The sequence below is a fragment of the Bacillus sp. EB106-04-04-XG123 genome (assembly GCF_058791855.1).
In genome coordinates, this window is sequence record NZ_JBYTDZ010000004.1 from 319,051 (window position 1) to 340,705 (window position 21,655).

The 21,655-nt window shown below is 41.3% G+C and carries 19 protein-coding genes and 1 riboswitch; of the genes, 14 read left to right on the forward strand and 5 right to left on the reverse strand.

Annotation, left to right across the window (positions count from 1 at the left end; all coding sequences use genetic code 11):
* Positions 1–53: 53 nt before the first annotated feature.
* The 11 genes from AC3WTB_RS14390 to AC3WTB_RS14440 all read left to right on the forward strand — a co-directional run bounded on the left by AC3WTB_RS14390 (position 54) and on the right by AC3WTB_RS14440 (position 14,361).
* Positions 54–1,136: a glycosyl hydrolase family 8 gene (locus AC3WTB_RS14390; protein ID WP_058837358.1), complete on the forward strand. Its 1,083-nt coding sequence runs from the start codon at positions 54–56 to the stop codon at positions 1,134–1,136.
* Positions 1,117–1,968 (forward strand): GGDEF domain-containing protein, encoded by an 852-nt coding sequence (locus tag AC3WTB_RS14395; RefSeq protein WP_492333890.1) that lies wholly within the window; start codon positions 1,117–1,119, stop codon positions 1,966–1,968. Before AC3WTB_RS14390 ends, AC3WTB_RS14395 begins: the two co-directional genes overlap by 20 nt.
* Positions 1,958–3,670, forward strand: a complete 1,713-nt coding sequence (locus AC3WTB_RS14400) for a DUF2334 domain-containing protein (RefSeq protein WP_492333891.1) — start codon at positions 1,958–1,960, stop codon at positions 3,668–3,670. Before AC3WTB_RS14395 ends, AC3WTB_RS14400 begins: the two co-directional genes overlap by 11 nt.
* Positions 3,671–3,707: 37 nt before the next feature.
* A complete protein-coding gene (locus AC3WTB_RS14405) occupies positions 3,708–4,931 on the forward strand; it encodes a glycosyltransferase family 2 protein (RefSeq protein ID WP_376765047.1) in 1,224 nt (407 codons plus the stop codon).
* Positions 4,932–4,935: 4 nt separating this feature from the next.
* Entirely contained in the window at positions 4,936–7,026 is a 2,091-nt protein-coding gene (locus AC3WTB_RS14410) for a cellulose biosynthesis cyclic di-GMP-binding regulatory protein BcsB (RefSeq protein ID WP_492333892.1), read from the forward strand.
* Between the two features lie 66 nt (positions 7,027–7,092).
* A riboswitch (cyclic di-AMP (ydaO/yuaA leader) is annotated at positions 7,093–7,237 on the forward strand.
* Between the two features lie 112 nt (positions 7,238–7,349).
* A complete protein-coding gene (locus AC3WTB_RS14415) occupies positions 7,350–9,176 on the forward strand; it encodes an APC family permease (RefSeq protein WP_492333893.1) in 1,827 nt (608 codons plus the stop codon).
* A gap of 67 nt (positions 9,177–9,243) precedes the next feature.
* A complete protein-coding gene (locus AC3WTB_RS14420) occupies positions 9,244–10,965 on the forward strand; it encodes a pyruvate oxidase (RefSeq protein ID WP_144491742.1) in 1,722 nt (573 codons plus the stop codon).
* Between the two features lie 231 nt (positions 10,966–11,196).
* Positions 11,197–12,903, forward strand: a complete 1,707-nt coding sequence (locus AC3WTB_RS14425; protein WP_492333894.1) for a T7SS effector LXG polymorphic toxin — start codon at positions 11,197–11,199, stop codon at positions 12,901–12,903.
* Positions 12,893–13,339 (forward strand): toxin-antitoxin system YwqK family antitoxin, encoded by a 447-nt coding sequence (locus AC3WTB_RS14430; RefSeq protein WP_492333895.1) that lies wholly within the window; start codon positions 12,893–12,895, stop codon positions 13,337–13,339. Before AC3WTB_RS14425 ends, AC3WTB_RS14430 begins: the two co-directional genes overlap by 11 nt.
* Before the next feature lie 13 nt (positions 13,340–13,352).
* On the forward strand, positions 13,353–14,054 hold the full coding sequence (locus AC3WTB_RS14435; protein ID WP_492333896.1) for an endonuclease V: 702 nt from the start codon (positions 13,353–13,355) through the stop codon (positions 14,052–14,054).
* Between the two features lie 82 nt (positions 14,055–14,136).
* Positions 14,137–14,361, forward strand: coding sequence for a hypothetical protein (locus AC3WTB_RS14440; protein WP_039176676.1), 225 nt, complete (start codon positions 14,137–14,139; stop codon positions 14,359–14,361).
* 39 nt (positions 14,362–14,400) lie between these two features.
* Here the strand turns inward: AC3WTB_RS14440 and AC3WTB_RS14445 are convergent, their stop codons facing one another.
* The 4 genes from AC3WTB_RS14445 to AC3WTB_RS14460 form a co-directional block, all read right to left on the reverse strand.
* Positions 14,401–14,664: a hypothetical protein gene (locus AC3WTB_RS14445; protein WP_039176677.1), complete on the reverse strand. Its 264-nt coding sequence runs from the start codon at positions 14,662–14,664 to the stop codon at positions 14,401–14,403.
* A gap of 98 nt (positions 14,665–14,762) precedes the next feature.
* On the reverse strand, positions 14,763–15,332 hold the full coding sequence (locus AC3WTB_RS14450) for a GNAT family N-acetyltransferase (protein ID WP_039176679.1): 570 nt from the start codon (positions 15,330–15,332) through the stop codon (positions 14,763–14,765).
* Positions 15,333–15,403: 71 nt separating this feature from the next.
* On the reverse strand, positions 15,404–16,681 hold the full coding sequence (locus AC3WTB_RS14455) for an Nramp family divalent metal transporter (protein ID WP_039176681.1): 1,278 nt from the start codon (positions 16,679–16,681) through the stop codon (positions 15,404–15,406).
* 222 nt (positions 16,682–16,903) lie between these two features.
* Positions 16,904–17,164, reverse strand: a complete 261-nt coding sequence (locus AC3WTB_RS14460) for a GlsB/YeaQ/YmgE family stress response membrane protein (protein ID WP_039176683.1) — start codon at positions 17,162–17,164, stop codon at positions 16,904–16,906.
* A gap of 156 nt (positions 17,165–17,320) precedes the next feature.
* On the opposite strand from AC3WTB_RS14460, the gene AC3WTB_RS14465 reads away from it, so the two are divergent.
* Positions 17,321–18,151: an EcsC family protein gene (locus AC3WTB_RS14465; protein ID WP_041089179.1), complete on the forward strand. Its 831-nt coding sequence runs from the start codon at positions 17,321–17,323 to the stop codon at positions 18,149–18,151.
* A 26-nt stretch (positions 18,152–18,177) separates the two neighbouring features.
* Here AC3WTB_RS14465 and AC3WTB_RS14470 read toward each other — a convergent pair whose 3' ends face one another.
* The gene (locus tag AC3WTB_RS14470) at positions 18,178–19,275 is read right to left on the reverse strand and encodes a TRAP transporter substrate-binding protein (RefSeq protein WP_492333897.1); all 1,098 of its coding nucleotides are present in this window, start codon (positions 19,273–19,275) and stop codon (positions 18,178–18,180) included.
* A gap of 67 nt (positions 19,276–19,342) precedes the next feature.
* Between AC3WTB_RS14470 and AC3WTB_RS14475 the strand changes: the two genes are divergently transcribed.
* Entirely contained in the window at positions 19,343–20,962 is a 1,620-nt protein-coding gene (locus AC3WTB_RS14475) for an ATP-binding protein (protein ID WP_492333924.1), read from the forward strand.
* Complete coding sequence (locus AC3WTB_RS14480) at positions 20,959–21,642, forward strand: response regulator (RefSeq protein WP_008361849.1); 684 nt, start codon at positions 20,959–20,961, stop codon at positions 21,640–21,642. The genes AC3WTB_RS14475 and AC3WTB_RS14480 overlap by 4 nt, the downstream gene beginning before the upstream one ends.
* Positions 21,643–21,655 lie beyond the last annotated feature (13 nt).

The window sequence follows — 21,655 nt, forward strand, 5'->3', positions numbered from 1 at the left end:
CTCTATAATAAATCGTTAGATGCTAAGAGAACGGGAGTTGAAAGGGGACACGAATGGTTACAGCCATACATCGCACGGCTATTGTTTTACTCATTGTTTTTTTATTAGGCGGATGTACCTGGGAACAGCAGAAGGAATCAGCTGATCCAGTATCTCCACAGCCTGTATTGCCTGGAGAATATTTTATCACTCATCACCTCATGACAGATCAAGGCATGATTCGCACTTCATTAGCAGAGCAGCACATCTACTTATCTGAGTCGCTTGGACTTTGGATGGATTATCTTGTTCGAAAAAAAGATCAAAATTCTTTTGACCAACAATTTGGTGTCCTGCAAGATGAATTTTTACTAGATGATCACCTTCTCAGCTGGCAAATCGAATCTGATCAAAAAAGTAAAGCCAATGCTCTAGTTGATGACTTACGGGTAGTGGCGGCACTTCAAAAGGCAGATCGTTTATGGAAGAATGCAGCGTATCAAACCACAGCAAAAGAAATCGCACAAGCGTTAAAAGACAAGAATATGTATAGAGGCATCTTGTCCGATTATTATGATGCGTCAACAAACCGAACTTCACACACAATCACACTCTCATATTTAGACCCAAAAGCAATCAAAGAATTGGAATCCCTCAAAATATTCACGAAACAAATGACGAGTAACCAATTGACCATTCTAAAACAAGCACCGAGAAAAAAAGGATTCTTTCCTAAATCCTATGATATAAAGAAAAAAGCCTATTCATTTGATCGAGAAATCAATATGATTGATCAACTCTATACGGCTCTACATGCCGATCGTGCAAAGGTGAGTACGTCCGCGATCATGAAATGGCTGAAAACGACTTTTAAAAAAGAAGGAAAGCTGTACGGTAGATATAAACTGAGCACATTGCAGCCATCAGTGACGTATGAATCGCCTTCTGTATATGCACTGGTCATCTTGTATGCTCTTAAACGAAACGAACCGGAATTCGCAAAAGAGGTTTATGACCGCATGAAAGAATTACAAATTCAAGATCCTCTCAAGGATTATTATGGAGGATACATGAACGAAAAAGACACACACTCATTTGACAACTTATTGCCTCTCATTGCAGAAAGGGAGCTTTTTAATGAATCGGTTATTCAGTAATACGTATCGTTTATATTATTCTCTGCTCCTCACGTTTGCAGGTCTTATTTTGTTTATGAGCTACCTTGGCTTGCATGATGCAGAGAGCTTTTTGATGATCACACTGACTTTTGTCGTGTTAGGATGCGGGATTTTATTTGGCATCTTACCAGCATTAATTTTTACCTTGCTGATGTTGTTCTTTATAGGAAGTGCTATGTTCTTTACAGAGCTTGGCCACAAAAATCCTTTCTTTTCCAATCGTACATTGCAGGATGTGGTGGTTTGGGGCGTAGCCCTTCTTTTTTTCGCGATTTCAGCAGGAAGCTTGCATGAGCGGATCAAGACGATGCGTCACACCATTGAACAACAAAAGCAGGCGATGAAACAATTTGTGGCGATTGACTCGACAACTGGATTTGACAATGCAGATCGGATGAAGCTGGAATTATCCGAGGAAATGAAACGGGCAGAACGTTACAAACAGCCATTCGTTTTTATCCTTCTTCATATCCATTATGCAGCGGAATTCAAATCGTTATATGGAGAAAAAGAAATGCAGCACCTATTTCAGCAATTAAGTATCAAGATTCGCGAAAGTGTCAGAGAAACCGATAAGAAATTTCGATTATCCGAAGAACGAATAGGCTTGCTGCTTACTCACACACCAGAAGAGAATGTCTCTGTCGTCCTTGAGAAGCTAAAAGATAAATTGCAAAAGCATGTGCTGTTAAACGGTCGTGAAGTCACCCTGACTTTTCATGTCTGTCATTTAACAAGCAGTTCGGATTATCGTACGCCAGAGCAATTTTTAGAAGAACTAGAAAAAGAGATGATGATGAATGAACTTTAATTCTTTGATGAAATGCTGTTTGTTGCTTGCTCTTTTTTTGATTCTTTCTTTTAAATACATGGCTTCAGCCGACGCACTTGCCAAGTCAGATACCCTGATCGTTTATTCGACAGAATCGGGGGAAGCGACACCAGCAGTGCATATGCTGGATCTACTCGCCGGACATTTTTCAACAAAGACGACGATTGTATCTGATGAATATTTGGCTGAAAAGAAGATCAGTGAATTTCAGCAAGTCATCTACCTAGGAGAAATAAAGAGAACCTTACCGAAACAGACCATTCGTATAATGAATGAAGCACAGAAGGTAATAGCCATTGGATACAATGCGGAACAGCTTCGCCCATTCTCCAAGCTTACTTTTCACAAACAAGATCATACGAGTCAAATCAAATATACAGATGATCAAACTTACCGTCAGCTAGAGAAAAGTATCAGTGCGTTAACGGTTCAAGGGGCCGAATTGCAAAGTGAATTTTTATTGAAGAAGCATGAAGCTGACCTTCCATTTGTGATCCAAACAAAGGAAGGGGCCAACTATATTGGCATCTTAAATGTCGTGCAGCAGAACGAGTTGCTTGCAGAAGTGCTGGAAAAACGCCTGTCTTCTTCTCATCAGCTGACCACAAAGTACTTAAGGTTTGGGAACATCAGTCCTGTCTCTGACGAGAAAAAGCTGCTTGAGCTTGGACAATATGTATCCACTCGGCATATTCCGTTTCTGATAGCGGTAACCCCTGTATGGGTGGATCGAACAACAGGTGATGAAGTGACACTGAGTGACCGCCCGCAGCTCGTAAAAGTGTTAAAACAATTGCAAAGAAATGGAGCCAGCATCATTCTTCATGGATTTAGCCGTACGTACCGAACGGAGGATTCTGGTCAGGACTTTGAGTTCTGGGATGCAAAGAATGATCAGTCCATTACATCAAATGACCCAAAAAAAGCTGAGAAGAAGCAAAGTGAAAGCCATTTTTCGAATGAAAAGGACTTCGATGCTTATACGAGATCGAATCAGCAGCAAGAAATCATCTATACAGAAGAAAAAATCACAAAGGGCATTGAGCTTCTTGCGCAGCAAGGTCTATATCCACTGGCATTCGAAGTACCGCGTGATGCCATATCCCAACAAGGCTACGAAGTGATATCTAGGCATATGTCCAGTCTGTTTGGACAGGTACAGTTGTCGGATCATACGTGGAAAACAGCCGGTGCTCCGCCGCTGGTGACGAAGCCCGCTATGCTTCACGGCATGACCTTATATCCTCAGCAATCAGTAGAGCCAGCATCTGACCAAGAAGGTTCAAATATTTTAACAGAGCAAAAGATTCAATCCATCCAGCATCTTCAATCAGCCGCAATCGGGCTGTCCTATGATGTGGAATCAGGAATAGATGGACTGCAAAATCTGATGACGCAGATGGATGCAATTCCTTCTAGTGAATGGCTGGATTTAAAGAAAACAAAACAGACGGTCCAAACATCACATGTGCAGATCAAAACATCAGGGAATGGACATATTCAAGTAGAACAATCCAATAGAGCAGAAACCAAAACAGTCAAACGAAGCGGCATGGAAAATATGCTGCGAATTCTCACAGTCGTGGTGATGCTGTTTATTGCGGCATTTGCTTTTTACACATTGTATTTAAGACTGACAATGAAAAAACGAATTTTTAAGGAGAGAAAATTAGGTGGCTGATGTCTTATTTTATCTTTCATTAATATTGATTTGGATCATGCTCCTATACCACATGTTTCTCATGCAGGGCGGCTTTCAGCACTACCTGACCTACGAAAAAGTGCTGCCTGAATGGACGAAACAAGGGAAAGAGCTGCCGACCGTCAGCATTCTGATTCCTGCTCATAATGAAGAAGTTGTCATCCGGCAAACGCTAAAAGCAATGGTCCAGCTATCCTACCCTAAACATCTCCTTGAAATCATTGTGATTAATGACAATTCCTCCGATGGCACTGGGGACATCGTGCGGTCATTCAGTGAGCAATATGATCATATCCATATGATTGAAACAAAGCCGCCATTTGCCGGAAAGGGAAAATCCACTGCACTGAATGAAGGCTTAAAGGCTTCAACAGGAGAAGTCATCTGCGTATACGATGCAGATAACATGCCTGAACAAAAGGCCGTCTATCACTTGGTTCTTGGTTTATTGAACGACCCTAAGGCAGGTGCTGTTGTCGGGAAATTCAGGGTCATTAATGCAGCCAAAAATCTCCTGACCAAATTTATTAATATTGAGACCATCTGCTTCCAATGGATGGCGCAGGGCGGAAGATGGAAGTGGTTTAGCATTGCGACAATACCAGGCACCAACTTCGCCATCCGCCGCCATATTTTAGAAGAACTTGGTGGCTGGGATGTTCATGCGCTGGCTGAGGACACCGAATTAACGATTCGTGTCTATAACCTTGGCTATGTCATTCGATTTTTCCCGGCAGCGATCACTTGGGAACAAGAGCCTGAGACGTGGAAAGTCTGGTGGCGGCAAAGAACGCGCTGGGCACGAGGCAATCAATATGTTGTACTCAAATTTTTAAAGCAGTTTATGAAGCTGAAACGAAAACGAATGATTTTCGATTTGTTTTATTTCTTCTTTACGTATTTCTTATTTTTCTTCGGTGTCCTGCTCTCAAATGGGATCTTTATCGTGAACCTATTTGTTGACCTTCACTTATCTGTAGGAGCTGTTGCACTGATCCTGTGGGGATTGGCCTTCTTCCTCTTTCTAACAGAAGTGATGATTACATTAAGCATTGAGAAAACAGAGCTCACCAAACAAAATATACTCATTGTGGCGCTCATGTACTTCACTTATTCTCAAGTATGGATTGCGCTAGTCGTGTACTCTTTATTTGTAGAGACAAAGAGCCGTTTATTCAAACAAGAAGTAAAATGGTACAAAACCGAGCGTTACGATCAACAACAAAAGAAAAGCGGGTGACAAATTGAAATCGGTAAAATGGATGATTTTTACATTGGTGATATCCCTTGCCATTCAGCCTTTTTTCATGGCGGGGCAAGCACTGGCGCAATCAAATCGAGTACAAGTGAAAGATGACTGGATTCGCTCATCAAAAGGAAGTCAAACAGAAACGCAAGCATTATCAGAAGATGTAGTGACCTTGTATGGACAAGAAGACCGCACTGAATTTTCCTATCAAATAGAGAAAGAAAAAGTAGAGTCTAGCACCCTTACATTGAATATAGAGGCATCACCATTACTCATTTCGCCATCATCGTTCACAGTCATGATTGATGGAGAGATTGAAAAGACCATTCCCGTATCAGGGAAAAACCAAAAGAAATCGATTCAAATCAAATTGAACAAATCGCAATTGAAAAAAGGTTCTCATCGGATTCAGCTCGCATTTTATGGCGTGTTAAAAGAAGGTGTGTGTATCAACCAAGAGACACCTGCCAATTGGCTGAAAGTATATCCTGAAAGTGAGCTGGATTTCAAAGGAACTCAAACGACAGACGTGACGTTAGACAGCTTCCCTTCACCTTTCATTCAAACAGGTGATCAGAAAGAACAAACAGATATTGTGATTCCAAATTCACCGGAAGCAGCTGAATTAGAAGCGGCTGTGAAAGTATACCGTACGTTGAAAAACAAAGACCGCCAAGCAGACCTCAAAATCGTCCAAGAAAAGGACCTCAAGCAAATCGCGCATCCAACGATTGCTGTTGGAGCGAAAGGAAATTGGGAGGGACGAGTGAAATCGATCGAGCAAGCTGCGAAAATGAAAACAGCAAGCAACCAGCTTACGTTAGTAGTGAGAACACTGACTGGGAAGAAAAAAGAACAGCCCATTTTATTTGTCACTGCTGAACAGCCAAAGACAATTGCTGAAAAAATCAATGTCCTGACTCAACCAGAACTGACCGATCAGCTCACTGGGACAGATTTGCTGCTTCAAAAGGTTACTGCTAAAGCATCAAAACCATCTCATCAAATTCGTTTAAAAGATTTTGGTGGTGATGATGTAACGGTTGGAACCAAAAAGACGGCATCGGATCATTACTATTATCCGAAAGCATTGATCGCTAATCAAAAATCTGGTGCAAAGTTAAATCTATCATTTAAAAAAACTGATACAGCGAACAAAGCGGAACGCTTAACAGTCATGATTAATAATGAACCACACGATGTACCGTTAACAAAACTAGGAAACAAAGATGAGAATGGATTCTATCATGTGTCAATTCCAGTAGATTCACAAGTGCTCCAAAAGAATGAATATATTGATTTGCAATTTGTCACTACAGGCTTTAAAAACATGGAGTCCTGCAGACATACGGATGAAGAAAGCTGGATTTACATTGATAAGAATAGCTCTCTTCAAATACCAGAAGGGACAGCTAGTGATACACCGGATTTAGCTGCATGGCCGCTTCCTTTCACATCAAAAACACAGCAAGGAAAAACATTGATCATCATGCCAAATCAAATCAAGCAAGAAACGATCAATCAAATGGCGATGCTGACAGAATCATTTAGTCAGCCGGAAGCTGCTCAATATCAATTGATCAAAGCTTCAAATGTGACAAATGATCAATTGAAAAATCACTCTCTTATTTTCATCGGGGGCATTCAAACGTTCTCTCTTTTAAAAGAAAAAGCAGACGATCTCATCGTTCCAGTGACAAAGGATCAGTATGATGTATCCTCCTTTGATATGATCAACGAAACGACTGCTCGTATTGTATGGACGCAGCCATCTGTATGGAATAAAGAACAAACAATGACCGTCTTTTCAGGAATGAAAGCAGCTGACGCTGATCTTTCACATGAAGTGCTTCATTTCCTGCAAACAAATACGGAAACGGCAACAGTTGCCATCGAGAGCAAAAACAAAGACATGTTCTCTAATCATCAAACGGTCAGCAGCACAACAAATGATCTCAAAAAAGGTGAAAAGCAAGGCGTCGGTGATTCTTGGATTTATTTTGCATGTATCGCTGTGCTAATTATTTTTGTGGTCGGAATGATTATTTATTTCGTACGAAAAAACCGCAAAAAGACTGATAGATAAACGATCAAAAGACCTTGAAAAAATGTCTTTACTTTGGTGTCAAACGGGAGTATGATCTCTTTTATAAAAGACCAATCGCTGAATCATTTCGATGAGCGGGGGAACCATTAGTGGTGCAGGACACCACGTGGGGTGAATCCTTTTTAGGTAGGGCAAAGTCTCATGCGCCCGAATCCGTCAGCTAACCTCGTAAGCGTTAAAGAGAGCAAAGACCAACCTGTGATCTAAACAATAGACGCAGGGGCATTCTATTGCCTCTGTGTCTTTTTGGCGATCCATCTTTTGTAACTTAAATCGTTTGACACTAAAGGAGCGGGCATCACATGTACAGTTTGATGAAGCGTATTTTAATTGGGAAACCATTAAAATCACAGGCAGCAGGAGAACAAAAACTATCAAAAATCAAAGCGTTGGCATTATTGTCATCAGACGCATTGTCATCTGTTGCATACGGTACAGAACAAATCTTGATTGTTCTTTCAGTCGTTAGTGCAGCAGCATTTTGGTACTCACTCCCGATTGCAGGTTGTGTATTAATTCTTTTAATGGCGTTAATTCTATCTTACCGCCAGATTATTTATGCTTATCCAGAAGGCGGCGGGGCCTATGTCGTCTCTAGCCGAAACTTAGGTGAAAAGCCAGGACTGGTCGCTGGGGGATCATTGCTTGTAGATTATATTTTGACTGTAGCAGTGAGCATATCAGCGGGTACTGATGCCATCACATCAGCTTTTCCGGCACTATATCCATATCATGTGCTGATTTCAATTGTATTGGTCATCTTGATTATGGTGCTCAACCTTCGTGGATTGACAGAATCAGCATCTATTTTGGCTTATCCCGTATACTTGTTTGTCATATCACTCCTTATATTAATTGGAGTCGGGGGCTTTAAATTATTAACAGGAGGCGTTCCTCCAGCACCTGAGCATACTGCAATAGGTACACACGTACCTGGCATTACATTATTTCTTTTATTAAAAGCATTTTCGTCTGGCTGTTCTGCACTGACTGGGGTTGAAGCCATTTCAAATACCATTCCATCCTTTAAAAAACCAGCTGCACAAAATGCAGCGAGAACATTATTGATGATGGGTGGTTTACTAGCTGTATTATTTGTTGGCGTGACGTTGCTTGCGTTTGGTTTTGGCATATCACCAAAGCCAGAAGAAACGGTTGTATCACAAATTGCATCAGATACATTTGGACGTACATTTTTCTATTATGTCATTCAGGCTGTCACAGCTTTAATTTTGATATTAGCGGCAAACACCGGCTTTTCCGCCTTTCCTTTATTGGCGGTCAACTTAGCAAAGGATAAATATATGCCGCGTATGTTTACAGTAAGAGGGGATCGTCTCGGTTACTCTAATGGCATTATCTTCTTAGGTGTAGCTTCCATGCTGCTCATTTGGTTGTTTGATGGGAAAACGGAACACCTTATCCCGCTATATGCTGTCGGTGTATTTATTCCATTTACCTTGTCACAGACCGGTATGTGTGTGAAATGGATTCGTGAAAAACCGCAGGGCTGGAAAACGAAAATGCCTATCAATATAGTCGGAGCACTGATTTCCTTCACGGTTCTCATGATTCTTATTTTGACCAAGTTCCATCTTGTATGGCCAGTATTTGTTTTCATGCCAATTGTCTTATTAATTTTTCATTCCATTAAAAAGCATTACCTGTCTGTCGGAGAACAACTGCGTTTAATGAATGAAACAGAGCCTGTTGAGATTAAAGGAAATGTGGTCATTGTGCCAATTGCCGGTGTAACGCGTGTTGTTGAGCAATCTGTTCAATATGCAAAATCCTTATCAGAGCAAGTCATAGCAGTTCATGTATCCTTTGATAAAGAAAAAGATAAGAAAATTGAAGCGGATTGGGAAAAACTGAACAGCGGTGTGCGGCTTGTGATGCTGCATTCGTCTTATCGAAGCCTTATTCATCCGCTCGATAAATTCCTTGAAACGGTTGAGGCAAAAGCAAATGCGCATCAATATAAAGTGATGGTGCTCGTACCTCAATTTATCCCGAAAAAAAGATGGCACACGATCTTGCATAACCAATCTGCCTTCTTATTAAGATTCCGTCTGTTATGGAAGCGGGATATAGTGGTTGCCACCCTTCCATATCATTTTAAAAAGTAGCAGCAAGTTGAAACGTTTGATCAAAAGGGTGCGGTGGTATGGAGTAAGAAAAAAGGAGTTTTCTCACATGCCGCAAAGAACCGCAGGAAAAGAAGTAACAGCGCTACTGGAAGAGTGGGGCGTAAAACATATTTATGGAATGCCCGGCGACAGCATAAACGAATTGATTGAAGAGCTTAGGCATGAATCAAGCCAAATACAATTTATACAAACGAGACATGAAGAAGTGGCGGCACTTTCAGCGGCGGCTGATGCCAAACTAACAGGTAAGCTCGGTGTCTGCTTATCCATCGCTGGACCGGGTGCTGTCCACTTATTAAATGGACTATACGATGCAAAAGCAGATGGCGCACCCGTTTTAGCAATTGCAGGGCAGGTTGCGTCAACTGAAGTAGGGAGAGACGCCTTTCAAGAAATCAAATTAGAGCGGATGTTTGACGACGTTGCTGTCTTTAATCAACAGGTACAAACAGCAGAAGCTCTGCCTGATTTATTGAATCAAGCCATTAAAGCAGCTTATACTCACAAAGGTGTGGCAGTTCTCACCGTATCGGATGACTTATTTTCTCAAAAAATTAAGCGTAAGCCTGTTTATACATCTCCTCTTTATGTTGAGGGAGAAGTACGGCCAAAGAAAGATCAACTGCTAAAGGCAGCACAGCTAATTAACAATGCGAAGAAGCCAGTCATATTAGCAGGTAAAGGATTACGAAATGCAAAAGAAGAGCTTCTTTCATTTGCAGAAAAGGCTGCTGCGCCTATTGTCATCACACTTCCTGCAAAAGGTGTTGTGCCAGACAGGCACCCATATTTTTTAGGAAACCTAGGTCAAATCGGAACGAAGCCAGCATATGAAGCGATGGAAGAGTGTGATCTCTTAATTATGCTTGGAACTTCCTTTCCATATAGAGACTACTTACCAGAGGACACACCTGCCATTCAACTGGATATTAAACCAGATCAAATCGGTAAAAGATATCCGGTAGACGTAGGAATCGTGAGTGACAGCAAGAGTGGTTTGCATGAACTGACCTCCTACATTGAATATAAAGAGCAGCGTGGTTTCCTTGAAGCTTGTACTGAGCATATGATGAAATGGCGAGAAGAAATGGATAAGGAAAAATCCGTTGCCACATCACCGCTTAAACCTCAGCAAGTCATTGCTAGATTAGAAGAAGCAGTCGAAGACGACGCCATTCTTTCTGTTGATGTAGGGAATGTAACCGTATGGATGGCACGCCATTTTGAAATGAAACAGCAGGATTTCATCATCTCCAGCTGGCTTGCCACAATGGGCTGTGGTTTGCCTGGTGCTATCTCTGCTAAGTTAAATGAACCGAATCGCCAAGCGATTGCTGTCTGTGGCGATGGTGGCTTCACAATGGTTATGCAAGACTTTGTGACAGCGGTCAAATATAAACTGCCAATCGTTGTGGTGATTTTAAACAACAACAATCTTGGAATGATTGAATATGAACAACAAGTAAAAGGAAACATCAATTATGGTATAGAGCTAGAAGATATTGATTTTGCTAAGTTTGCAGAAGCATGTGGCGGCAAAGGAATCTCCGTATCATCACATGAAGAACTAGCTCCAGCCTTTGATACAGCTCTTCAATCAGATAAACCTGTCATTATTGATGTTGCTGTCACCAATGAACCGCCGTTACCTGGAAAAATTACGTACACACAAGCAGCCGGTTTTAGTAAGTACTTACTGAAAAAATTCTTTGAAAAAGGCGAGCTGGATATCCCTCCACTCAAGAAAAGTTTAAAACGCTTTTTCTAAACAAAATGTAGTCGGTCCTCTCAAAAGAGGACTGACTTTTTTGTGATGAAAGGAAAAACATTTCAATTATCACTTGTTTTATTTCCTCTATAAATATATGGACATTATTTTTGTAACTTAAAGCCTATTTTTCCAATTCGCTGAGAAAGGTAAAATAGACTTTATGATCAATAATGGAGGGAGTGACTTCTTCTGGGTAAGATACTTGATGCAAAAGCACTAACAAGTGCCATGGACACAAGAGCAAAACACTATCAGGAACTCCGTGAACAAATGGTAGATTTAAAAAAGGCATTACAAGGTGTTGCCAATCTTGGTGACGACTTCACTGGGAAAGGTGCCGATAACATTAAAAGCTTTTATAAAGAGCTCTCCGGAAATGTAGACATGTTTATCAGCTTCATTGATAAGCAAAAAGCCTTTCATGACGGTGTTTCTGGGACACTTGATGATACGAGCTTTGGCGGCGATACCTTTGTAGAAGAACACTTTTTAGACAACGCAGTACATATGGGCATCAAGAATGCCAAAAGCATTGTAAAGGATCAAAAAAAGGCACTCAAAACGATTTTTCAAGACATTGATGATCTCATTTCTCTAGAAGTATTTGATAGTCAAACCTTTGATGAGAAAATAGAAGATGCGGAAGATGAACGAAAAAAGACGGTCAAAGAACTGAGAGAGCTTGATCAAAATTTAAAAGATGAATATGCTTTGTCAGAAACGGAGCAGCAAGCTACAATGGCATTGTACGCTGAAATGATGAATGCGACAAATGACGGAAAAGCGATTTCGCCTATGAATTTTGACAAGAAAGCGTATCAAAATAGCGAAATCTACAAGGCAAAAAGCGATATTGAAAAGCAAACTTCTGAATATCTGAAAATCAAAAAAGAACAAGAAGAAGCCCGAAAGATTGCAAAGGAACAAGAAGCCCTCGCCAACCGCCCTTGGTATGAAAAAGCACTCGATTATGGCGGAAACATCGTGAATGAACTGACCGGCGTGAACGATGCAAAACGTGCCGCAACAGGCGTTGATCCAATCACGGGCGAGGAACTCACCGCAGGTCAGCGAGTCGCGGCAGGCGGCATGGCAGCAGCAGGCTACATCCCAATCGTCGGCTGGGCAGGCCGCATTTTCAAAGGCGGAAAGGCTGTCTATAAAACCACCCAAGCCACATCAGCCGCAGTAAGAGCAGTCGACATTTACAAGACATCACAAAAATCCTTTGACGCCCTGAAAACATCTCAAAAAGGTTTATATGGCCTAACCGCCACCAACGGCTTCAGCGAAGCAATCACAGGCCGAGACATGTTTGGAAACAAGATCTCAAAAGAACAGCAGGAAGCAAGTATGAACGCGGCTCTGGGGATGCTTTTGCCGTTCGGGGTGAAAGGGTTTCATGGGAAGATGGGGGTTAAAGAGAACACGAAAAGTCGAATTGATTATTTGAGAAATAAATATGGAAAGATCGATTCAAAAGAATTAAATGAAAGAATTAATTTACGCGGAGAAACGGTGAAAGAACTAAATAAATTAAAAGAAACTGGCATTAGCAAGAAGAAAATGGGTCCTGCCTTTGCTGGAGTTTATGATAAGCAGACTGGAAAATATTCGTATGCAATAAATGATTATGATGGAAAGTTACCAGATTTCCATCCCTTAATAAATGCCAAATATGATAGAATGCCAAAAGAGGTTATAGATTCATATACATTTACAAAAGGTGCGGGGTCACATGCAGAAGTGATCGCCTTGAATAAGGCCTTAAAGGCTAATCCAGGTGCTAGTTTGGATAATTTTATTTTGAATGTTGTTAGGACAGGTCAGAGTAGAGTGAAACCGGCTGGAATGATGTTTCCAAGGTGTCCTCATTGTGCTTATCTTACAGATGGATCTAAAATTATCACGGAGGTTCCTAAAAATGTTAAATGATATATTGAAAAAAGATTTTATTTTAGAGAATGGCACTGAGTTTGAAGAATGTTTAGAATATGGAGGCCCTTACGAACTAGCAATAGTGGAAATTACCGAGGGTGGTAAAGAAGAGCTGTTTACGGGATTAGCATATGATATATATGAAAATGGGAATATTGAGAGTTATTTCTATGTTGAACAAGGGGTTAAACAAGGTAAGTATGTTGAATTCTATTCAAATGGAAATGTTAAGAAAATAGGTCATATGAGTAAAAATGCAGCCGACGGCTATCAAGTTGAGTTTTTTGAAAATGGAAATAAAAAGTATGAATCTGAATGTGTTGCTGGTCGAGAGATGACTTATATAAAGTATGATGAAAGTGGAAATATTGTAGAGAAAAAGGCAGAACCTAATGAATCCGATTTGAAATATGCCGAAAAATTCAACAGCTAATCGTGTGGATCTTATGAGTAATGATGAAATAAATGATTTATTAGAAAAATTTAAAAGTGAACAAAAAGCGCTCTTGCCTAAAGTGCAATTGAAAAATAATTTTCAACTTGAGAACATAAGGTTTATTGCAGGTGTAGATGTAGCTTATTTTGATATGGATGGAAAAACGAGCGGTGTTTGTTGTATCGTCGTCTATGATTTGATAGAAAAAAAAATCATAGAAAAAGTGCATAGCCATGGAGAAATAAGGATTCCTTATATAGCAGGTTTTCTTGCTTTTCGTGAAATGCCATTAATTAAAGATGCAGTAAAAAAACTGACGAAACAAGTAGACGTCTATATGTTTGATGGAAATGGTTATTTACATTATAGACACATGGGCATTGCTACACAGGCGTCTTTCTTCTTAAATAAACCTACCATTGGAGTCGCAAAAAGTTATTTGAAAATTAATGGTATAGATTTTACCATGCCCCAAAATAAAACAAATGCATACACAGATATTATTATAAATAACGAAATATATGGAAGAGCCCTCAGAACCAGAGTGAATGTTAAGCCTATTTTTATTTCATGTGGGAATTGGATTGATTTAGATACAACTACAAAAATTATTATGAAACTTGTTGATAAAAACAGTAGATTACCAATACCTGTAAGGTTTGCAGATATTGAGACACATGCTATTCGAAAAGAGTTATTAACAAAAGAATAGGGGAAGTGTAACATAGCACATTTTTTAGCTGTATTGAAAAGGGCTAACGACATCCAATCAAACAATAAAAGGAGTTAAAACCATGCTATGGATTTTCGCACAAAACCAGCAAAGTTTCGTTCATGTCCACGAAGTCTCAGTAACCGGCAAAAAGATTGAAGGAATGATCGCAGGAGGCGATACTTGGGTAAAGACTCTCGGCAAGTATGACTCAAATGATCGAGCGTCAGAGATCCTACAAGACATTGTGAAAACAATTGAATCCAATCAAGATGCCACCGTGACTTACAGAATGCCAAATCAATAAAAAAGAAACCACCTTTCCATTGAAAAAGGTGGTTTTTGTTTATGATGGTGTTTTTGTAAAGGCTAAAAATAAAGGGATGCTTGTGCCGACAAGGGTTGTGGCAAATAGGAATATACCGCAAATGAATAGAAAATGGCTGGCTGAAAAGACAAGTGCCAGAATGAGAAAAACGATGCTGAGTCCTGCCATGCTATATGATGGGACAAAGCGGCGTTTGTAGGTGGCTTTCTTTGTTAAGAATGAGAAGAAAATGCCAAATAATAAAGGGACGATCCATAAGTAAAATAAAATAATAAGAGACATACTTCATACCTCGATTTTTCCTTCTATTTTATCAGATGCTGATCGCAACGGATACCACAAAGCTTCACTTTGTAAAATAATTCATGCAATCGACACAATTAAGTGGGTTGATTCATAGAATGCGTTTTTTCTTTCATATATTCAGGCTGCAAGAGCGCGTATACACAATGATCCGTAAAGCGGTCGCCCAGCCATTCACATTGTCTCAAAATGCCTTCAAGCGAAAAGGATAACCGCTCTGCGATGCGTCTGCTCTTCTGGTTATCGACAGCAGCCCTGATTTCAATGCGGTGCAGTCCACATTCTTCAAATAAATATTGAATGACTGCTTTGCATGCTTTTGTCATGATGCCTTTTCCTTGATAGCCTTCTCCGAGCCAATAGCCAATTGAAACAGTCCTGTTGATCCAATGAATTTGGTGGGTGCCAATGATCCCGACAAGCTCTCCATGTGACCAGATGCCTGCTTGAAAACCGTTGTTCTGCAAGGCTTGCTGCATTGCGCCTTGAATGAATGCCATGCTGTCTTCCTCTGTCTGTGTTGAATCCACCCAAAGCATCCATTCACGTAAATGCTCTCTTGACCGCTGGATGAGCAAATATAGACTTCTTGCGTCTCTTGGCTCAAGCAACCGCATGGATATCTCTTGATCTTGATAAAAAAACATGTGCCCACATCCTCTCAGGGGAATTTTACCATAACCATATGAAAAGAAAAAGACAGCACCACGACTGTCTTTTACATAAACGTATCTACAATTAAAAAGAGATTGAGTGCGACAACAAGAGCTGCTATCACCCAAGATATTCCTGTCACCCAGCGGGCATTCGTCAATTCGCCCATAATCCGTTTTTTACTTGTAAATAAAATGAGCGGAATTAAAGCAAAGGCAATACCAAATGATAAGACCACTTGGCTCATCACAAGTGCGGATGTCGGATTCACCCCAGATGCAATGATCACAATAGGGGGAATCATGGTAATCAGCCGGCGGACATACAGTGGAATGCGGTATTGAATAAAACCCTGCATAATGATATCGCCTGACAATGTACCGACAGAAGAGCTGGATAGTCCGGCTACAAGCAGGCCTACACCAAATAAGATAGCTGATACAGGACCTGCAAGTGTGCTAAAATGCTGGAACGCAACATCCAGATCTTCAACAAAGAGACCATTTTTATAAAATAGAGCGGCTGCCACAATCAACATACTGGCATTGATGGCTCCAGCAACTAACATCGCAATGAGGATATCGAAAAACTCAAAGCGAAAAATCTGTTTTTTCTCCTTTTCTGTTCTGCCGACGACTCTTCTTTGGGTTAATGCTGAATGTAAATAGATCGCGTGTGGCATCACAGTAGCACCTAAAATTCCAGCTGCAAGCAGTACACTATCTGTGCCATCAAATTTTGGAATGAAAAGCCCGCCTGCGACACTTGCCATATCTGGCTTGGCGACAAAGGTTTGCACAGCGAAAGCGATCACGACAACGAAGAGCATGCCTGTAATGCCAGCTTCTAATGCGCGATATCCCCGTCTTTGCAATTCTAAAATCGCAAATGATCCAATGGCTGCAATAATAGATGCTTCAAGCAAAGGAATCCGAAAGAGCAAGTATAAACCAAGTGCCGCTCCAATAAACTCAGCTAAATCTGTGGCAATAATGACGAGTTCGCCCTGAATCCATAAACCGATGGATACAGGTTTTGGAAACTCTTCACGTGCGATTTCAGGTAAGTTTTTACCTGTTGCTATTCCAAGCTTTGCGGACAAGGATTGGATGAGCAAAGCCATGAGATTTGATATGAGAATGACCCATAAGAGGAGGTATCCATATTTGGAGCCAGCGGCAATGTTGGTGGCAAAATTCCCAGGATCAATATATGCAATGGCAGCGATAAAAGCAGGGCCTAGAAAAGGAAGAAGCCTTCTAAATCCTTTGACCTTTCCTTCAAGTGCACGCTCAGCTGCCGCTGACATGTGTGCTTGTGCCTCGATGTATTTGTTTGTCATATGTCATCACCTAGATTCTACAAAGTTTTGCTTGGGCACAAAAAGTTTCCTTCATGCAATTTTTAATCATCATATGCCCATCTTCATGAAAAGTCAACTATCTGAACTAATAGGTTTGTTTATCATATGTAAGTGAAAAAAATAGATACCTTGTCAACGCGCAACATAAAAAACACCGCCCCTTAGACGGTGTCCCTACTGCTTCCTCTGTTATTCGTTTTTTTAAGATACCCTTGATCCTACGCTGCGGAAGATCAGGCTTAAAATAATGACAAAGATTGCTGCTCCTAAGATCGCTGGAATGATCGCAAAGCCTGCCAGACTAGGACCCCACGTTCCAAGTAATCCATGACCAATCCAAGCGCCTACAAGCCCGGCAATCATTGAACCGATCCATCCTCCTGGTACACTGCCTCCAGCGAGTGCACTCCCAATGAGACCGATGACAATCGCCACAACCAATGAAATTAGAAATCCTAACATGTTGATCACTCCTCTTTTGTTTGTTTATTAAGCAATAACCGTTTTGAAAAAGATTAAAACCTTTCGGAACCGCTTCAATGTTCTATACGTATGATGGACAAGGATTGTGTATAATAACAGACAAATACTTCAGCGGCATCTAAGGAGGCATATGACATGGAGGAAAGAGAATGGCTAAAGGCACAATTAAAGGAGATTGAAAAGTGGGAGAAAGACCAGCAAAAGGTATGGTTTTGGGAGAAACTCAGCCGTCTTCCATTTCAAATGCTGGACAAGCTGACGCCTGCTTTTATTCAGAAAAAAATCGGTGTACTGCTAGACGAAATGGGCCATTACATTCAATCCGGCGGTGCCTATTTGACATCGGAAAAAGGCATCATTCATCAATTTCAAAAGAAGTGTGCCGATGAATCCATTCAGCGCATAGAGGATATTGGAAAGGCCCCGATCGAAATGATGGATGCCATTAGTGAGCATATGGGGAAAAACAGAACAAATCTCGCGACGGTACAAGGGGCGACAACTGGTGTTGGCGGAATGTTTACACTAGCCGCTGATATTCCTGCGGTACTCGGTCTCTCTCTGAAAACATTACAGGATATTGCGGTCACCTATGGCTATGATCCTAAAAACAAAGAGGAGCGGGTCTTCATCATTAAATGCTTGCAGTTGAACTCTGCGGATGTCGTTGGAAAGAAATCGATTCTAAAAGAGCTGAAAAGCTATCATGCATCTGAAGGGAAGCATGAAAACATGATTTCCCAAATCCAAGGGTGGCGTGAGGTTGTCTATAATTACCGAGATTCGTTTGGCTGGAAGAAACTGTTTCAGCTTGTGCCCATCGCTGGGATTTTGTTTGGTGCCGTTTCGAACCGCTCACAATTAAAAGGAATTGCCGAAACAGGCATGATGCAATACCGAAAGCGAAGAATTTTAACAAGATTAGAAGAGCTCACCGAGCAAGAACAGAGTGAGTCCGGCGCATAAAAAAATCCCTTATCAAAGGGATTTTTTTATTTGCTCTCATCCTCTTCCTGATAAGCATGAATAGGTGAGTGTTCATAACGTGCACGAAGTTCGCGGATCTGTTTGATGAGGGTGGAGCCAATCGTTTTTTCGGCTTCGTCATACAAAGGATCAAGGGCTTTCATCCATTTTTGTCTTTCAGCTGGCGTCAATTCATGAATGACAATCGGCGATTCATGTTTAATGTCCTCCAGCTGATCTTTGTTCATCTGTTCTGCATGCTTTTCATTCCAAGCTGTTGTTTCTTCCATGGCTTCAAGTAAAATTCGTTTCGTTTCGGGTGTCTGGCGGTCAAAGAAGGATTGATCTGTTAAGACCACATAGCCTAAATACCCGTGATTGCTGATCGTCATATAGTCTTGTATATGATAGAATTTTTTTGAATAAATATTTGAAATGGTATTTTCTTCACCGTCTACTTTTTTGGTTTCTAATAGCTGAAACGTTGAATTAAATGATTCCTGATAGGGCTTTGCACCAAGAAGTTTAAATTGTTTTTCAATCATGTCGCTTTGCATAATGCGGAGAGACTGGTTTTTTAAATCAGCCGGCTGTTTGATGGGCCCTTTATTTGAGGTAATTTGCTTAAAGCCATTTGTCCAATAAGCCATTCCCTTTAATCCATCTTTTTGCAGCGTGCCAAACAACCTTTGTCCAATTGCACCGTGCAGGCCTTCTTGAACTGCGTTGTAATTTGAAAAAGCAAAGGGAAGATCAAGTGCCAGCCACTCAGGGGACAGCATGCCGAGCTTTGAGGTAGACGGAGCGATAAATTGAACTTGATTCTCTTTGAGTGCATTAATTTCTTCAATATCAGAATAAAGGCTCCCGTTGGAGAAAATTTGAATGCTGATCTTTCCATCCGATTTTTCGTGCACAAGCTCAGCAAATTTCTTTGCAGCAAGTCCTTTAGGTGTATTGTCTGCCACGACATGACTGAATTTGAACACAAGCTGGTCCTTCAGCCCTGTCTGTTCATCATCAAAGGTTGTCGCTGATTTTGGCATCATATGATAAAAGCCAAAGTATAAAGCGGTTACAAAACCGATCATGAGTAATAGCGTATAAGCGAGTAAATTCTTCATGCGTCAGATCCCCCTTATGTCAAGCATACTTGACAAAGGAAGAATTCGTAAAGATACAGGTGAAAAAATGATGAGAAATCGATTGAAATTGCAACAATTATCTATTAGATGGAAGCTTACCATCCTCACATATTTCGTTGTCATTTTCGCCCTTTTAATCGGAGGCATTGTCCTTGTCGGGGGAATTCAGCAAACAGAGGAACGGGAGCTTCGAAAGAGACTCATGAACACGGCGAGAACTGTGGCTGAGATGAATGAGGTGAAGCAGGCGTTAGCTGATCAGACAAAGGAGCGTGATCGATTACAGCATGCAATCGAAGAAATTCGGATTATTCAAGACGCTGACTACATTGTCGTGATGGATATGGATCATGTGAGATTAACGCATCCAGTAAAAACAAGGATTGGCCAGCGCTCAGAAGGAACAGATGAAGAGCCGGCTTTTGCAGAGCATATTTATTTCTCAGAAGCAGAGGGAGAGCTTGGAACAGCCATCAGAGCTTTTTATCCAGTGAAGGATGATCAATTTAATCAAACAGGGGTTGTGCTTGTAGGAAGAACCCTGCCAAGTATGGCAGATATATTAGGAGAAATGAAGCGGGATATCCTCATGATTCTCCTGCTGACGCTCAGTTTTGGGCTTGTAGGTTCATTTTTGCTCGCCCGCCATATTAAACAGCAAATGTTTAAGCTGGAGCCGCATGAGATTGTTAGAATGCTGGAGGAACGCACTGCAACCTTTCACTCTATTAATGAAGGGGTCATCGCCATAGATAATCAGCACATGATCACCATTTTTAATGAGAAGGCGAAGCAGATTTTTGGCGTGACAGGTGATGTCGTGGGCCAGAATATTTGGGGTGTGCTCTCTGATACACGACTTCCTGAGATCATCGATCGCGCAGAACCCGTCTACAATGAAGAAATTCATATGAGCGGAAAGAGGATCATGAGCAGCCGGATTCCGATTGTGATGAAAAAGAAGATCATCGGAGCGGTCGCCATTTTTCAGGACCGGACGGAAGCGGCAAAATTGGCGGAAGAGCTCACAGGAGTTAAAAACTTTGTGGACGGTTTGCGGGTGCAAAACCATGAGCATATGAATAAGCTTCATACGATTGCTGGGCTGATTCAGCTTGGTAAAGCCGATCAGGCGCTCGATCTAGCCTTTCAAACGACAGAGGAGCAGGAACATGTGACGGACTTTCTTCATCGCGTCATTCAGCATGATGCTGTCGCAGGGTTATTGATGAGCAAAATCAGAAGGGGCAAGGAGCTTGGCATCAAGGTCGAAGTAGATGAACATAGCAGCCTCCGTCATTTCCCTGAGCGGCTTGATCAGCATGATATGACAAAGCTTCTCGGAAATCTCATTGAGAACGCCTTTGCTTCGTATGATACTGTAGAAAGAGACACAAAAGTCATTTCCATTAGCATCGATCAAACGGAGGATGTCCTCGCGATTTTAATTGAAGACAATGGATCCGGAATCGAAGAGGAACTAATTCCTTATCTTTTCGATAAAGGCTTCACACACGGCAAAGAGGGCGGAACAGGCTATGGCCTGTATATTGTAAAAACGATTATCGACAAAGGGATGGGAAATGTAGAAGTCACATCAAGCATCGGCATTGGTACCACCTTCTCAATCGAATTCCCAATGACCATAGAGGAGAGAGGCAGATGACTCAGATTAAGGTGCTGTTAATTGAAGATGACCCAATGGTGCAAGAAGTGAATAAAGAATTCATTATGAGTGTTCCTGGCTTTCAAGTAGCAGCTGTCGCTGGAAATGGGGAGCAGGGCATCCAGCTGATTAAAGAGATTCGTCCAGATCTCGTGGTACTTGATGTGTATATGCCAAAAAAGGATGGCGTCAAAACGCTGCAAGACATCAGAAAACAGAAGATGCAGGTGGATGTGATTGTGATTTCAGCAGCGAAGGACAAAGAGACCATCGGCATCATGCTTCAAAATGGTGCGCGGGATTATATTATTAAACCATTCAAATTTGAACGAATGAAAGAATCTCTTGAAAGCTATAAGGCGTTTAAATCAAAAATTCGAACCGCCGCAGAATTTTCTCAGGAGATGCTCGATGATATCATACGAAAGCCTGCTGTTAAGCAGGAAGATACTTGGCTTCCTAAAGGGCTGAATGTGCATACGATGAACGAAATTAAAGCGTATATGGGCTTGCAGGAAGGCGCACAGTCTGCAGAGGAAGTTGCCAATGCACTCGGCATTGCCCGTGTCACGGCACGCCGGTATTTAGACTTCCTCGTAAAAGAAGGCGAGCTGAAATTAGATATGCAATATGGCGGGGTAGGACGACCCGTGAATAAATATATCGTACATTCTGACTAAGAGACCAAAAAGA

Bases quoted from the DNA above. Each gene is read 5' to 3' on its own strand.
- AC3WTB_RS14390 (WP_058837358.1), top strand. From the start codon at position 54: ATGGTTACAGCCATACATCGCACGGCTATTGTTTTACTCATTGTTTTT.
- AC3WTB_RS14395 (WP_492333890.1), top strand. From the start codon at position 1,117: ATGAATCGGTTATTCAGTAATACGTATCGTTTATATTATTCTCTGCTC.
- AC3WTB_RS14400 (WP_492333891.1), top strand. From the start codon at position 1,958: ATGAACTTTAATTCTTTGATGAAATGCTGTTTGTTGCTTGCTCTTTTT.
- AC3WTB_RS14405 (WP_376765047.1), top strand. From the start codon at position 3,708: ATGCTCCTATACCACATGTTTCTCATGCAGGGCGGCTTTCAGCACTAC.
- AC3WTB_RS14415 (WP_492333893.1), top strand. From the start codon at position 7,350: ATGTACAGTTTGATGAAGCGTATTTTAATTGGGAAACCATTAAAATCA.
- AC3WTB_RS14420 (WP_144491742.1), top strand. From the start codon at position 9,244: ATGCCGCAAAGAACCGCAGGAAAAGAAGTAACAGCGCTACTGGAAGAG.
- AC3WTB_RS14425 (WP_492333894.1), top strand. From the start codon at position 11,197: ATGGACACAAGAGCAAAACACTATCAGGAACTCCGTGAACAAATGGTA.
- AC3WTB_RS14430 (WP_492333895.1), top strand. From the start codon at position 12,893: ATGTTAAATGATATATTGAAAAAAGATTTTATTTTAGAGAATGGCACT.
- AC3WTB_RS14435 (WP_492333896.1), top strand. From the start codon at position 13,353: ATGAGTAATGATGAAATAAATGATTTATTAGAAAAATTTAAAAGTGAA.
- AC3WTB_RS14440 (WP_039176676.1), top strand. From the start codon at position 14,137: ATGCTATGGATTTTCGCACAAAACCAGCAAAGTTTCGTTCATGTCCAC.
- AC3WTB_RS14445 (WP_039176677.1), bottom strand. From the start codon at position 14,664: ATGTCTCTTATTATTTTATTTTACTTATGGATCGTCCCTTTATTATTT.
- AC3WTB_RS14450 (WP_039176679.1), bottom strand. From the start codon at position 15,332: ATGTTTTTTTATCAAGATCAAGAGATATCCATGCGGTTGCTTGAGCCA.
- AC3WTB_RS14455 (WP_039176681.1), bottom strand. From the start codon at position 16,681: ATGACAAACAAATACATCGAGGCACAAGCACACATGTCAGCGGCAGCT.
- AC3WTB_RS14460 (WP_039176683.1), bottom strand. From the start codon at position 17,164: ATGTTAGGATTTCTAATTTCATTGGTTGTGGCGATTGTCATCGGTCTC.
- AC3WTB_RS14465 (WP_041089179.1), top strand. From the start codon at position 17,321: ATGGAGGAAAGAGAATGGCTAAAGGCACAATTAAAGGAGATTGAAAAG.
- AC3WTB_RS14470 (WP_492333897.1), bottom strand. From the start codon at position 19,275: ATGAAGAATTTACTCGCTTATACGCTATTACTCATGATCGGTTTTGTA.
- AC3WTB_RS14475 (WP_492333924.1), top strand. From the start codon at position 19,343: ATGATGAGAAATCGATTGAAATTGCAACAATTATCTATTAGATGGAAG.
- AC3WTB_RS14480 (WP_008361849.1), top strand. From the start codon at position 20,959: ATGACTCAGATTAAGGTGCTGTTAATTGAAGATGACCCAATGGTGCAA.